Origin of the sequence: Mucilaginibacter angelicae (assembly GCF_042434235.1) — a bacterium.
Taxonomy (GTDB): Bacteria; Bacteroidota; Bacteroidia; order Sphingobacteriales; family Sphingobacteriaceae; genus Mucilaginibacter; species Mucilaginibacter angelicae.
In genome coordinates, this window is sequence record NZ_JBHLTS010000018.1 from 84,598 (window position 1) to 99,564 (window position 14,967).

Annotated in this window: 12 protein-coding genes; 10 read left to right on the top strand and 2 right to left on the bottom strand. The window is 44.4% G+C overall.

Annotated elements, in window-relative coordinates:
- Nucleotides 1-84 precede the first annotated feature (84 nt).
- The 5 genes from ACFFGT_RS06690 (at nt 85) to ACFFGT_RS06710 (ending at nt 5,608) form a co-directional block, all read left to right on the top strand.
- Complete coding sequence (locus ACFFGT_RS06690; RefSeq protein ID WP_377021740.1) at nt 85-891, top strand: phosphatase PAP2 family protein; 807 nt, start codon at nt 85-87, stop codon at nt 889-891.
- 132 nt (nt 892-1,023) lie between these two features.
- Nucleotides 1,024-1,425 (top strand): BlaI/MecI/CopY family transcriptional regulator, encoded by a 402-nt coding sequence (locus tag ACFFGT_RS06695; RefSeq protein ID WP_377021741.1) that lies wholly within the window; start codon nt 1,024-1,026, stop codon nt 1,423-1,425.
- Nucleotides 1,426-1,441: 16 nt separating this feature from the next.
- Nucleotides 1,442-3,040 (top strand): M56 family metallopeptidase, encoded by a 1,599-nt coding sequence (locus ACFFGT_RS06700; protein WP_377021742.1) that lies wholly within the window; start codon nt 1,442-1,444, stop codon nt 3,038-3,040.
- 152 nt (nt 3,041-3,192) lie between these two features.
- Nucleotides 3,193-4,722: a serine hydrolase gene (locus ACFFGT_RS06705; RefSeq protein ID WP_377021743.1), complete on the top strand. Its 1,530-nt coding sequence runs from the start codon at nt 3,193-3,195 to the stop codon at nt 4,720-4,722.
- 58 nt (nt 4,723-4,780) lie between these two features.
- Entirely contained in the window at nt 4,781-5,608 is an 828-nt protein-coding gene (locus ACFFGT_RS06710) for a hypothetical protein (protein ID WP_377021744.1), read from the top strand.
- 177 nt (nt 5,609-5,785) lie between these two features.
- Here the strand turns inward: ACFFGT_RS06710 and ACFFGT_RS06715 are convergent, their stop codons facing one another.
- Nucleotides 5,786-6,364, bottom strand: a complete 579-nt coding sequence (locus ACFFGT_RS06715; RefSeq protein WP_377021745.1) for a Crp/Fnr family transcriptional regulator — start codon at nt 6,362-6,364, stop codon at nt 5,786-5,788.
- A gap of 134 nt (nt 6,365-6,498) precedes the next feature.
- Here ACFFGT_RS06715 and mgrA point away from each other — a divergent pair, with 134 nt between their 5' ends.
- The 5 genes from mgrA (at nt 6,499) to ACFFGT_RS06740 (ending at nt 12,221) form a co-directional block, all read left to right on the top strand.
- Entirely contained in the window at nt 6,499-7,494 is a 996-nt protein-coding gene (mgrA, locus tag ACFFGT_RS06720) for an L-glyceraldehyde 3-phosphate reductase (RefSeq protein WP_377021746.1), read from the top strand.
- Between the two features lie 24 nt (nt 7,495-7,518).
- Nucleotides 7,519-8,985: a glycoside hydrolase family 30 protein gene (locus ACFFGT_RS06725; protein ID WP_377021747.1), complete on the top strand. Its 1,467-nt coding sequence runs from the start codon at nt 7,519-7,521 to the stop codon at nt 8,983-8,985.
- A gap of 124 nt (nt 8,986-9,109) precedes the next feature.
- Nucleotides 9,110-10,258, top strand: coding sequence for a hypothetical protein (locus ACFFGT_RS06730; protein WP_377021748.1), 1,149 nt, complete (start codon nt 9,110-9,112; stop codon nt 10,256-10,258).
- 153 nt (nt 10,259-10,411) lie between these two features.
- Entirely contained in the window at nt 10,412-11,122 is a 711-nt protein-coding gene (locus tag ACFFGT_RS06735) for an RNA ligase family protein (RefSeq protein ID WP_377021749.1), read from the top strand.
- Nucleotides 11,091-12,221 (top strand): AAA family ATPase, encoded by a 1,131-nt coding sequence (locus tag ACFFGT_RS06740; protein ID WP_377021750.1) that lies wholly within the window; start codon nt 11,091-11,093, stop codon nt 12,219-12,221. Before ACFFGT_RS06735 ends, ACFFGT_RS06740 begins: the two co-directional genes overlap by 32 nt.
- A gap of 115 nt (nt 12,222-12,336) precedes the next feature.
- Here ACFFGT_RS06740 and ACFFGT_RS06745 read toward each other — a convergent pair whose 3' ends face one another.
- Nucleotides 12,337-14,877, bottom strand: a complete 2,541-nt coding sequence (locus ACFFGT_RS06745; RefSeq protein WP_377021751.1) for a zinc-dependent metalloprotease — start codon at nt 14,875-14,877, stop codon at nt 12,337-12,339.
- Nucleotides 14,878-14,967 lie beyond the last annotated feature (90 nt).

Here is a 14,967-nt window from a genome sequence, read left to right on the forward strand (position 1 = left end):
CTACAGAATTGGAGTGTATAATTGTGTTTATCAGCGCTTAATAAGGGGGATTCTTTGCAAAAGTTCAGGTTTTATTTTATTTCGATGCTATTGGCAGCGTCATTCTCGCTGCCATCGTATGCCCAGGTTAAGGATACATTACAAAAAAATGCGGTAAAAAAGGATTCTTTACAAAAAGACTCCGCCAGGAATATCCTCACTTTACCGGATACAGTCAAACATCTCGAAAGTAAATTTCCATCATACATACCACCCGCTGCGTTTGTTGCCTACGGTTTATTGTCATTAAAAGTAGGGTTCATACGCAATATCGACTATCGTGTACGGAATGATATGAATAAAGACCATCCGGGCTTTCATACCAAGTTGGATAATTACCTTCAGTATGCACCAATAGTATCGGTGTATACGCTGAACCTGGCAGGCGTACATGGTAAAAATACTTTTATTGACCGTACTATGCTGCTTGTACTTTCAGAAGCCATATTTGCCGGTACTACCTTTGGCTTAAAACGGGTTACCCATCGTGAACGGCCCGATGGGTCAGATAAGTTTTCGTTTCCTTCAGGCCATACCGGCAACGCCTTTGTTTCGGCCGAGTTTATGGCCCAGGAATATGGCGACCGCTCGCCAATATACGGAGGTGTAGGCTATGGCTTTGCAACCGCTACGGCTATATTGCGTGTATATAACAACAAGCATTGGTTTAGCGATATTGTAGCAGGCGCCGGTTTCGGCATCCTTTCAACCAAGGCGGCGTATTACCTGTACCCGCTTATCCGTAACAGTGTGTTTCGCGGTGGGAATGATAAGAAAAGCAATAATAACTCTTTATTGCTGCCAACTTACCAGGATGGCAAGGTGGGTTTAACCTTCGCCAAGAGTTTTTAAAACACTGATCTTATTATTTATAATGTGCAACCACCTTAGTATTAGGGTGGTTGTTTTGTTATGAAGTAAATTTTTTCAATAAAAAATAGCTTATCTATTGCAACGTACGTTTTTAATACATACCTTTGGTTTATGAGTTTGTTTAAAAAGGATATTGCTGCTGATTTAACGCCTACCAAAACCGAAATGGATGTATTGCAGGTGTTATGGCAGTATGGGCCGTCGACAGTAAGATTTGTGCATGATAAGGTTAATGAGCAAAAGGAAGCGGTAATTTATACCAGTACCCTTAAGCTGATGCAGGTAATGAAAGAGAAGGGGATGCTGGAGCGTGATGAAACCAATATGAAACACGTTTACAGTGCCGTGCTTGAAGAAAGCAAGGTAAAGGGCAATATGCTTGACCGCTTTGTTGACTCGATGTACAATGGTTCGCCGAGCGATTTGATGGTAGCCTTACTGGGCAACGATAAAACATCGGCCGAAGAACTCAAAAAAATAAAAGAGCTGCTCAAAAACATGGACGATAAATAATTAAACCTTTACAGATATGTACCTGCTCCTTAACGCCAACACCATTTCCCATAGCCTGATACAGGCTTTTAGCTGGATGCTGATCCATTCACTATGGCAGGGCTTGTTGCTGGCGGTTATCAGCGCGGTGGTCATGCTGCTTACCAAAAAAACAAGCGCGGCAGTAAGGTACAATCTGGTACTTGTACAGTTTTTATTATTTGTAGGTGCCTGCCTGTTCACTTTTGTCTGGGAGTGGAACAAGCCGCCACAGCAAAGTATGGTACAATTTGGTAATGCCATAGGAGGCAGGGCTACGCAGCTGTTAAGCCTTAATGCCGATGGGATCCGGGCTTTTGCCAATACCTGTATCGGTTATTTTACCGCCAATGCGCCGATGGTTGTGCTGTTGTGGTTTGTGTTTTTCCTGTTCCGCTCGGTACGGATGATGCGCGGGCTCATGTTTATCCATGTAGCCAAACACAGGCAGGTATCAGAGCCTGTGGGGTATTGGAAAAACAGGGTTGAATTGCTTTGCGAAAAGCTGCAATTAAAGCGGGCTGTTAAGCTGCTGGAATCGGGTTATGTAAAAATGCCTATGGTAATAGGTCACCTGAAACCGGTTATCCTGATCCCGGCGGGTTTACTGGCCGGGTTACCACCCGAGCAAGTTGAGGCTGTATTGCTGCATGAACTGGCCCACATTCGCAGGCATGACTATATTGTTAACTTTTTGCAAACCATTGCCGAAACGGTATTTTTCTTTAACCCCGGCTTGCTATGGATCTCGGCCCTGCTTCGTGACGAGCGGGAAAACTGCTGTGATGATATCGCCATAGCCCAAACAAAAAATAAGCGGGAATTTATTCAGGCACTTATCAGCTTTAAAGAGCATTCGCTTTATGGTACAAACTATGCAGTTGCCTTCTCCGGTAAAAAGAACCAGCTGCTGCAAAGGGTGAGCCGCATCCTTGGTAATAAAAACAAAACGGTAACTTCAGGCGAGAAGGTGTTTTTGATAAGCGGTGTTATGATCCTTTCGGCCATTATAGCCACCGCTGCTATAGCACAGATCAGGAAAGTTAATTACCCCGAAGGCAGCAGTGCTCATGTATACAAACAGGAACAGCGTGTGGTACAACCTGCGGTTACGCAATCTGCAGTAATTGTTAAGCCGGTTGACAAGCCAAAACGTGCAAAACACAAGTATATTGCTGATATTCAGAAACCTGTTCGCCCAAATGAAAATGTAGTTATGGCGAATGCCGAACCTGTTGCTCCAAAGGAACAATTTGAGAGCGATGCATCGGCTACAAGGCATCGCGCCGAACAGGAAAACCGGCAGAACTTAGCTGATAAGGCACAGTTTAACCGCGAGCAGGAACAGGCCCGCCGCGACCAGGAGCAAGCCAAGCGCGACCAGGAACACGCAAATATAGACCAGGAACAAGCCCGTCGTGATCAGGAGCAGGCCGCGCGCGATCAGGCCCAGGCCAAACTTGACCAGGAACAGGCAGAAAGAGATCAGGTACAAGCCAGGCGGGATCAGGAGCAGGCAAAGCGTGATCAATTACAAGTGAAACAACCAATAGCAGCAAAACCGGCGAAACCCAAAAACAGTGTAAGCGTTCAGTAAATCAATCAACACCAGGCTTTGTAATTGCAGGTATTGATACCTGAAGGCGAAGCTTTAAATTTTAAAAACTAACAGAACCGGAATTTTAAGAAGCCGCTTTGAGCGGGGCGGCATTGTATTGTCTTTTATTTAACAGCAAAATTTAACACGAAATGAAGGAACATTATTTACCGAAAGGTATGGTGATTGCATGTCTCTTGCTTATACTTTTCAACGGCATAACCTGTGAATCGCAGGCTCAGAATAAAAGCGTGCGTTTAGATAGCTTGTTTACAAACCTGTTTAATCAGCACGAGTTTAATGGGAATGTGTTGGTTACCGAAAAAGGTAATGTTGTTTACCGGCATTCGTTTGGGTACGCCGATGCAGGGGCGAAATTATTGAATACAGATCAAACGGCTTTTAACCTGGCCTCGGTTTCAAAAACGTTTACTGCTGTTGCTATTTTGCAGCTTAAACAAGCCGGAAAGCTTAAGTTGGATGATCCTTTCGTTAAATATTTTCCTGATTTTCCCTGGGCGCAGATCACTATACGCCATCTTTTATCACATACTTCCGGATTGCCCGATTTCCAGATATTTGAAAAGCCCTACAGCGAAAACCCTGAAAAGATCTATTCTTTGAATGACCTGATCCCTGCGCTTAAAAATGACAGCAGAGGACTGCTATTCAAAACCGGCGAAAAGTACAGTTATTCAAATACCGGTTTTGGTTTGCTTGCATTATTAGTTGAAAAACTGAGCGGTATGAAATTTCAGGATTATCTTTCTAAAAATATTTTCAAGCCCGCTGGAATGGTGCATACCTACATTGAAACACCTTTGTTGTCTGTAGCAGATAAGAACCGGGCGCAACGTTATGAATTTCTCAGTTATTCGCCAGGTCAGTTAAAACGCATCGATTCAGTGAAAGGCGACCGGGTTGAATCGGTGATATTAGGGGCTATAGTTGGGCCTACTGCTGTTGTAAGCACTACCGGCGACTTACTGAAGTTTGACGAAGCCTTGTATAGTGGCAAACTGCTGAAACAACAGGTACTTGACAAAGCCTTTATGCCGGCTTTACTTAACAATGGCGAGAAAGTGGCTATGGGCTGGGCAAATACAAAATCATACTACGGGCTTGGGTGGATGATTTTGCAGGATAGTACTTATGGTAAAGTAGTTTGGCATTCAGGAGGGTCGTCGGGAGTGGTCACAGTTTTCCTTCGTAACATAACCCGGAAACAAACAGTAGTTGTACTCGATAATGTAACTCACCGGGGCTTGCATCCCGAAGGACTTAATGCTTTTTACATTTTGAATAACGGGAATATTTATCATGGTAAGCGATCGCTGGCTAAAGAATATGTGATAACGTTGCACCAGAAAGGGGCTGATGCCGCAGCCGTGCTTTTTAATGAACTAAAGGCGGATACCAGTCATTATTTTATGGACGAAAAAGAGCTAAACCGCCTCGGTTATAACCTCATGAACGATGGTTTCCTCAACGAAGCCCTGGAGGCATTTAAATTCAATACCCTTTTGTATCCGGGAAGCTTTAATACTTATGACAGCTATGCCGAAGCGCTTGCCGGCGCAGGTAAAAAAGAAGAAGCTATAAAAATGTATGAAAAATCAATAGCCCTGAACCCTCAAAATGAAGGAGGTAAAAAGGTATTGAACCAACTAAAAGGAAAATAATCAACAATAACCAATACAAGGCACCACTGCCTTTTATCAAATTTTAATCAACAGAAAAATGAAAGTAAATTATTTAAGAAGCGCTCTGCTGCTAATAGCTGCAACGGCGCTAACAACTGCAGCAAACGCTCAGAAACCAGGAAAAAAAACAGCCTACGTATCTTATAACAATTACGACACCTTTGATGCTAAGGGACGCGAACGCATCCAAACTAACTGGAAAGGTAAAACTTACCAAATGGAGCTGGCAAACAACAAGCTGATAGCTTTGGCCGTTGATGGTGAAATTATTCCCTCGGCCAAATGGGGCGAATACAGCACTGTTATAGCGGCTATCCGTGAGCAGATCAGGAAAGACAGGATCCAGGCAAAAAAGGATCAGGCACAGGCCAAACGTGACCAGGAACAAGCCGGCCGCGATCAGCAACAGGCTAAGCGCGACCAGGAGCAGGCAGCCCGCGATCAGCAGCATGCAAAAGTTGAACAGGAAGAGGCCGAACGCGACCAGCAACAGGCAAAACGTGATCAGGAACAGGCCGCAAAAGATCAAATACAAGCCAAACGCGACCAGGAGCAGGCTTCCCGCGATCAGGAACAAGCTGCTCGTGATCAGATCCAGGCCAAGAAAGACCAGGAGCAGGCTGCCGAAGATCAGCGTGTATTAAAACGGATGATCAGCGATTTTGTGGCTGATCATATTATCCCGAACGAAGAAGCGCTGCGTGACCTTTCCTTTAACGGCGAAGAACTGATCATAAACGGTAAAAAACAGCCCGACAGTGTGTTTAAAAAATACAGCGAAAAATATCCCCGCTTTGCCAAAGGCAACACATCCTATGAAAATGGCCAAAGGCAGTTTAATGGGTTACATATCCACAGGAATTAAATAGTAGCATAGATTTATAGCTAATGCTGTTAATTAAGGCGTCATTGCGAGGTACGAAGCAATCCCAAGCTATACAGAGCGAACCTGCTAATCGGGGATTGCTTCGTGCCTCGCAATGACGCTTTTAGATTAAATCTTTCCTTAAACTATATTAAGAGCAAGGCATAAGTGTGCCCTTTACTTTTTCAAATTCCTCGTCCGCAGCTTGCTCAAAAACTCGGGTGAAATACCCAGATAAGAGGCTATATAATGCTGCGGCACCCTTTGCGGGATGCTTGGGTAGCGGTTAATAAACTCCAGGTATTTTTCCATAGCCGTGGTAGAGATGGTTTTAAACAGCCGCTTTTGAATTACGGTAAGGTGCCTTTGCAGCATAAGCCTGAACATGCGCTCCAGCTTGGGCACCTCGTTAAGCAGGCGCTCTTTTGAATCACGGCTGAGAATGAGCAGTTCGCAATCTTCCATGGTTTCAATGTACATGCTGCAGGGGCTTTGATCCTGGAAACTGGCCAAGTCACTTACCCACCAGTCTTCAACGGCAAACTGCAGGGTTACTTCCACTCCGTTCTCATCAATAATATATTCGCGAATGCAGCCTTTGTTTACGTAGGCCTCAAAATTGCAGATGTCGCCAGCTTGCAGCAGACGGGTCTTTTTAGGTACTTTTCTGTATTCCAATATCGCATTAAACAGCGCAGTTTCCTCTGCAGTTAAACTAACCGATCGTGCCGCATAATTATTGATATTTTGAAACATGGCTCAAATATAAGCCCGGTTACGGCCATACCTGCAAATATTAGCGGGTAAATAATTTCATTTCTTGTTCCAGTTCAATGGATTTTAAGAATAGATAAGTCAATTTTACAACATATAATTTTTATTGATCAAATATGACCTATCTACCCAATCAAACCCGTTACCAGGATATGGAATACCGCCGTTGCGGTAACAGCGGTTTAAAACTGCCTGCGGTATCGCTTGGCCTGTGGCATAACTTCGGCGGTATCGACAGCCTGGAGAATGCCCGCAATATTTTACGTTTAGCTTTTGATAAAGGCATCACCCATTTTGATTTGGCCAACAACTACGGCCCACCAGCAGGCTCGGCCGAAGAAACTTTTGGCCGCATTTATAAAGACGATTTTAAAAGCTATCGCGATGAATTGGTGATTTCCACCAAGGCAGGCTGGGGCATGTGGGAAGGCCCGTATGGCGACTGGGGCTCAAAGAAATACCTGGTAGCCAGTTTGGATCAAAGCCTGAAACGCATGGGGCTTGATTATGTAGACATCTACTACCATCACCGTCCTGATCCTGAAACGCCTATCGAGGAAACCATGGGTGCGTTAGATCTCATCGTTCGCCAGGGAAAGGCCCTGTATGTGGGTATTTCAAGTTACAGTGCCTCCGAAACCGAAAAAGCGGTTGCGGTATTAAAAGAATTAGGAACACCATGTCTCATCCATCAACCTAAATACTCCATGTTCGACAGATGGGTTGAAGGCGGGTTATTGGATGTGCTGGAAGATAAAGGCGTTGGCTGTATCCCGTTTTCGCCGCTGGCACAGGGGCTGTTAACCAACAAATATTTAAAAGGGATCCCTGAAGGTTCGAGAGCTGCTGCCCATCGTGGCAATGGCGCTATTGATGAAGATGCCATAACCGAACAAAACATAGCTAAAGCCGCAAAGCTGAATGAGCTTGCCTTGCAGCGCGGTCAAAACCTGGCACAAATGGCATTGTCATGGATATTGAAAGATAAGCGTATTACTTCGGTATTGATTGGGGCAAGTAAACCTGAGCAGGTAACGGACTCTATCGGTTGTTTAGCAAACACTTCATTTACCAGTGAAGAGCTGAAACTAATCAACAACATACTGGCATAAATAAACCAACCAATAAACCTGATAATGAGAAGAGAATTTTATACCCGCCCTTTGGGGCTGGCCCTTTTGCTGCTGTCGGCAGGTTTGGCCAATGCCCAAAAAGCCCCATTTGCTGTTGATGGCAAAACAGCTAAGGTTTATGTAACCGCTAAAAACACCAATAACAAGATCACCGAAACAGGAACGCTGCAGTTTGAAGCTTATCCGCAGCCTTTAGAAAACGAGATCACCATTTTTGTTGATCCTTCTAAAACCTACCAAACCATGCTGGGTATAGGCGGCGCGCTAACCGATGCCTCGGCCGAGGTGTTTTACAAAATGCCGAAAGATAAGCAGCAGGAAGTACTCACCGATTATTACGATAAGGATAAAGGCATTGCCTACACGCTTGGCCGTACCAATATTCAAAGCTGTGATTTTTCGAGCGATACTTATGCTTATGTTAAAGATGGCGACGCTGCCCTGAAAACCTTTGATATCAGCCATGATATGAAATACCGTGTACCTTTCATCAAGGAAGTGTTGGCTGCTGCGGGTGGTAAATTAACATTGTTTGCATCGCCATGGAGCCCGCCCGCCTGGATGAAAACCAATAATGACGCACTGCACGGCGGTAAATTAAAAGCCGAATACAACCAGAGCTGGGCTAACCTGTATGGCAAATTCATTAACGCTTATGAAAAGCAGGGCATCCCTATCTGGGGTATCACCGTTCAAAACGAAGAAATGGCCGTGCAAACCTGGGAATCATGCGTGTTCACAGCCGAAGAGGAGCGCGATTTTATCAAGAACTTTTTAGGCCCTGCCATGAAAAAAGCCGGCTATGCCGATCGTAAGCTATTGATCTGGGACCATAACCGGGATTTGATGTACCAGCGCGTAAGCACTGTACTGGAAGATCCTGAAGCTGCCAAATACGTATGGGGCGTGGCTTATCACTGGTATGAAGATATTGCCGCAAAAGGCGCCGGGATGAACTTTGAAAATGAACGCATGGTTGCCCAAACCTTCCCCGATAAACCACTGATGTTAACTGAAGGCTGCGCCGCTGATTTTAATCCTGAAAAATATACCGACTGGAGCTTCGGCGAAAAATACGGTGCTTCCATGATCAATGACTTTAACATCGGCACCGTAGCCTGGACAGACTGGAACGTATTGCTTGACGAAAAAGGCGGCCCTAACCATGTGGGGAACTTCTGCATGGCGCCTATCCATTATGATACCAAAGCCGATAAGCTGATCTATACCAACGCTTATTATTACTTAGGTCAGTTCTCCAAATTCATCCACCCCGGTGCAAAACGGATAGCGAGTTCATCGAGCCGCAATAACCTGCTTACCACCGCTTATGTAAATACCGATGGCAAACTGGCTGTTGTGGTGATGAACAAAACAGATGAGGATATTGATTACAAGTTGTGGATCAAGGGCAAAGCTGCCAAAACCAAAAGTCTTGCGCATTCAATTGCTACAGTGGTGATTGAATAGCGTAATTAGTTTGAAATTGTTGTTGGCCTCCCGATTTGTGTCGGGGGGCTTTTTTGTGTTAACAATAGGGTAAGATTACAGAAATATGGAATCTGTAACTTTAACAGCTTTAACCCTTGTCGCTTTGAAAAAAAATATCATAATACTCGCTATTTTAATTATTGTTTTGGCTGGAATGTGGTGGGCATTTAAAATATTCGTGTTGCATACCAATCTGAATAGGCAGCCGGAATTAACCAATTTTCATGAAAGCCATTTTGAGGTTTCATCTTCAAAGCCGCTATATTTTAAAATAGATAGCGGATTGTATTGTGCCATGGATGGGAAATTTACATATCAACTCAAGCCGGTTTGGAAAGGAGAAATTGAAGAGGCTTATATCTCGCCGGATGGTAAATATGCTGTTATTTATAATAAAAATAAGTTACTGCTTATTGACAATAATGGGAAGTCGCTTTTTAAAATAGATAATTGTACCAACTTAATCGCTGTGAGCGAAAATCGGGATAGTGGAAGGTTTATTGCTTCGTCGGTACAGTGGAGCAAAAATTCAGACTCCTTTTTGGTTTTACAGGATAAAGTATGGGACGGGAATTATAGCAAGAAAAACAGATCAAGTATTTATAAGTATAGTTTAGCCGATAAATCATTTAAACCGTTTATGGATCTTGATGAAGAGGTAATTGAATATTTTGCTTTAAGTACTGATGGAACGAAGTTGTACTATGAATTTGCCACCCCAAAAGGCGACCTCGCTTTTAAAAAAATCGATCTCAAAACGCGGAAAATCCTATCCGAACATTTTAGCGATGATAGTTTAAGATTAAAAGGTATCAATGCGGATAGTATTTATCTAAATTATCATCCAAAGTCATTTAATCAAAACCGGTACGACCTGGGCGGTGTAGTTACAACGGTAGGCCTGGAAAATGACAGCACAGGCTTATATTATAGAGATGAAGCCCGGACAGTATGCCTTTTATCCGGTGCAAACGGATACGCGGGTTTTAAAGGTGTTAGTTTTGATTTTTTTTCGGGTGGATATTTTTTGCCGGGAAATCGTTTTTTTATTGCTGATATTGATTCCGAAAATTTTACTGGCCAGGTGATTATAGATGTGAAAACGGGAAAGATCATGAAGATGAAAAAAACGATCGGTTTCTATTTTAATATCAATACAAACGATTGTCGGGATTTTATTTTCAAGTACGATATCGAGCCTCATATAAACTACCCAAACGTAGTTGCAACCAAAATAAGGCGCGGCGAGTAGCTATTTTCAGATCGCTTTGCTATCTTTGCCTCAATAAAACAAAAACTCTCAAAAATTTGAGCCATGTAATCTCGTTAGCATAAAATGTTTAATGAGCTTCCCCGCCCCGGGGAGGAGGTGAATTTCTATTTCTTTTAATTAAAATTTTACAACATGGCTATATCACAAAAATATGGTCGTACGTATCATTATCCGTTTTCGCCGGGAACAACCAGCGATGACAGGATACAGCACGACTATTGGCAACACATACAAAAAATACCCACGCTTATCCATACCGAAAAGCTGGATGGAGAAAATAACTGCTTATCGCGGCATGGCGTTTTTGCGCGTTCGCACGCGGCGCCAACGGTTTCTGCCTGGACGGAGAGTATCCGCCGGTTTTGGCAGCTGATCAAAAATGACCTTGGCGATCTGGATATCTTCCTTGAAAATCTCTACGCCATTCATTCCATCGAATACCGGAACCTCGAACATCACTTTTACGTGTTCGGCATCCGGGAACACGACCGCTGGTTAAGCTGGGAAGAGACTAAATTTTATGCAGCAATGATTGGCTTGCCGACTGTACCCGAAATGGGGATTGTTCACCGGCCGGCAGATCAGTTTACATTTGAGCAGGATGTTTTGACGCTTACCAAAGGCAGGGGGACTTTTGAGTCTCATGATGTGCTGAGCGGAGAGCCTGCAACCATCGAGGGAATAGTATCCCGCAATGCGGATGCTTACGCGGTAGATGATTTTGCGCATAATGTATTTAAATATGTACGAAAAGGGCACGTTAAAACTAACCAGCACTGGACACGCAGCTGGAAACGTGCAGCTTTAAAAAATGAAGGAGGTACCTATGTGGGCCATTACTGAAAATAAAGACTGGGCGTATCTTGAAACCCGCTTTGATTGGGTTAAGCGGATGGAGGATGTGCCGCAGGATGCCACATATCATGCCGAAGGTAATGTAGCTATCCATACCAAAATGGTGCTTGAAGCGCTAAGGGGGCAACCTGCTTATCGGCAGTTATTGGCGCAGGAGCAGGAAATACTTTGGGCCGCCGCTTTGCTGCATGATGTTGAAAAGTACAGCACCACGGTAATTGAACCCGATGGCAGGATCAGCTCAAACGGGCATGCCCGTAAAGGCGCAATGACCGCGCGGCAAATCCTTTACCGGGAGATACCGGCACCTTTTACAATACGTGAGCAGGTAGTTGGTTTGGTACGCTATCACGGTTTGCCACTTTGGGTATTTGAAAAACCAGATCCGGCAAAAGCCCTTATTATGGCAGGCATGGAGGTTAATACACAATGGTTAGCCTTACTTGCCCGTGCCGATGTATTGGGAAGGATCTGTAACGATCAGGATGAGATGCTGTACAGGATAGATTGCTTTGAAGCTTTTTGCCGCGAACAAAACTGCTGGGGTATTGCCCGCAGCTTTGCAACGGATGAAGCCAAAATGTATTACACGCAGCACGAAGGTGCTTACCCGGATTATGTACCGTTTGAGCAGCCCATTGTTGAAGTAATATTGATGAGTGGTTTGCCAGGGGCTGGTAAAAATACTTATATCCAAAAGTATTACCCGGATTTGCCGGTGGTATCACTTGATGATATTCGTGTAGCGCGGGGCATTTTGCCTACTGATAAAAGCGGCAACGGCATGGTGATACAGGAAGCCAAGGAACAGGCCCGGGTATTTTTAAGGAAGCAAAAAAGCTTTATCTGGAATGCTACTGATATCACCCGGCAAATGCGCCTGCAATTGATTGAGTTGTTTACCACTTACAAGGCAGCTGTAAAGATTGTTTATGTAGAAGTGCCTTATGCCGGATTGATAAAACAGAACAGGAGCCGTGAAGCCGCGATACCTGATGCCGTATTGGAAAGGCTCATTGATAAGCTGGAGATCCCGGCTTTGTGGGAGGCACATGAGGTGGTTTACCAGGTAACCGGGGCAGTGTAAAATTAAGCGCCGCCACTCCAGGCGGCGCTTATTGTTGGTAAACTAAAACTGATTTTCACTGAAGGTTGAAAAAATAAAGAACGAGGAGTATTTTAAAAATTTTGTCCCGGTGGTTTTAAGCATTGTCCTGCTTTGGTTTAAGCGCGTTGTTTAGGCGCTCATACATATCTGTTAGGTGGGCACGGGTAGCTGGGTTTGCACCTGTCGCTGCCGCTTTTAATTGCAAGGCCAGTGATTTGGCCTGGGCTTTTACTATTGATAAGCCATCGTTATCCAAACCGGTTGATTGCTTGCTGATGATATTGATCAGCGCCTCAACGTAAACTTTTTGCAGGTCGCGACGATAAATGCTGATAGCTTTATGCGTTGCAAGTTCTGAGAATACACCTTTTTTAAGATCGTTCAGCATTTCGGTAACGGTATATGCTTTATCGCCATAAAGGTGTTCTTCGTTAAGCATAGTGGTAATGCGCTGTGCACCGATCAACTGTAACAGCACACCCTTTTGTATTTTGGTGACCGAGCTGAAATCGGCAGTGCTAAGGTCATAAAGTTTACTGTCCATCAGCCAGTAAGGGGTTGTGAAAAGCTGCTCCTGCAAAAATGCCATCGCTCTTTTTTGTTTCTCTTTTTCAACTACTGCATAGATAGGGCCTGCCTGTTCAACTGTTTTTGGGGTAGTGTAAATGCCGCCTATGTTTTTTAATACATGGCCCATAAAACGCTGATACTCGGTTACTACTTCATTGTACATATCTGCAATTTTATCGTAGTTTTCGTTAGGTTCCTTTAACCAGGTGGTAAGGTTAGGAACAACTCTTTTCAGGTTTTTGATCCCGTAAGTGCTGGCCAGCATAGCATCGTCGCCAAGGTCTTCACTTTGGTCGCGGGGATCGGGATTGTTGTTTTTGTAGATGTCGTTGGTTGCCGGATCAACCTGGCTGCCGTAAAAATATTGCTTGCCCGATGCCAGTTTATCAACCATCCATTTGTTGAGAATAGGTTTTTCGTCATTAGTGTTTTTTGCATCAGGGATCAGCTTATAGCCCCACTCAATGGCCCATTTATCATAATCGCCAATACGGGGGAAGATGCCTTTTTCGCTGATGTTATCTTCAGGTTGGGCAACGTAGTTAAAGCGGGCATAATCCATAATAGATGGCGTATGACCATGCTCCTCAACCCACGCTTTATTACGCAAATTGGCAACCGGTACCGTTGATGATGCACCGAAATTGTGCATCAAGCCAAGGGTATGGCCAATTTCGTGCGATGATACAAAGCGGATGAGCTGGCCCATCAATTCATCATCTAACTGGGGTTTGCGGGCACGCGGGTCAATGGCACCTGCCTGTACAGTATACCAGTTTTGTACCAGGGTCATTACACTGTGGTACCAGTTGATATGGGTTTCCAGGATCTCGCCTGTACGCGGGTCTTTAATGCTTGGTCCGCTGGCGTTGGGTATTGATGATGGCTTATAAACCAGTACTGAGTGGCGCGCATCGTCAATATTCCAGGTTGAATCATTAAGCGGCGGTTCCTTAGCCACGATGGCGTTTTTAAAGCCTGCTTTTTCAAAGGCTCCCTGCCAGTCGTTAATACCCTGCATGAGGTATGGCACCCATTTTTTTGGCGTAGCCGGATCAATGTAAATAACAATAGGTTTTTGAGGTTCAACCAGTTCGCCGCGTTTGTATTTTTCCATGTCTGCAGCTTTAGGTTCCAACCGCCAGCGCCAGATATAGCTGGTATTGGAAACCCCGTGCGGGTTGGCATCAAAATCAACATAGGAGTTGGAGAAGAAACCTATCCGCGGATCGGCCAAACGAGCTTTCATGGGCACTGCAGGCAGCAGCACAATAGAGCTGTTGAATTCAAATGTTACGGGAGGCGGTGTACCGCCAAATGGGCCAGGTTTTAAATTATAAGTTTTTACCGACCGGATCTCTACATTAGTTGGAAATGCTTTTGCATCATCAACAAAACCCCTGTCTACAGCCAAAAAACCTAACAAACCCCGTACAAAGGGATCGCCAAGGGCAAAAATACTGTTATCTGAGTTGATGTAATCGGTCATATCTATCACACTGCTTTTACCTTCTTTATTAAGGGCTTTAATAGGGAATGCCCCCTGTATAGTTTGGTAGTTGCTGTTGATGAGCGAACGCGATAAACCGTTTTCGGTAGTATCATTTGAAAATTCCCTGAACGCGATTGACCGCATTACGATTTTATCGCCGGGGATCTTTTCAAATTCAATTACCGATTCACCAACCTCGTCGCCTGCATAGCTCATCAAACCACCGGGTAACCTGAAACCTGCCGGGGCTTTGTCAATACGTGATACAATAAGGATGTCTTTTTTTAAAAGCGAATCGGGGATCTCAAAAAGGTACTTATCGGCAACCAAATGCAGCGTAAAAAAACTCTTCATGGTTTTTGCTGTGGCAGGTACAACCTCTTTGTACGGTTTAAGGGCAGTAGGAGGTTTTGCCGCAAGCAGGGCAAGTGCTTTTGCTTTGGCGGTATCAACCGCGGCTGCCGGTGGTGTTTTTGATTTCGATTTTTTCTGGGCATCGGCGGTACCAAATGCCAGGGCCAATGCAGCCGAGAGCATTAGCATCCGGCACGCTTGTTTTTTGTAGTTATACATTAGTTTGTTAGTTTTTCTGTTTGATTGGTAGTTAAAAATTGGGCAAAGCAGTGGCTTTAATAGCAGCACAGTAACCGGGTTAACGGCCAT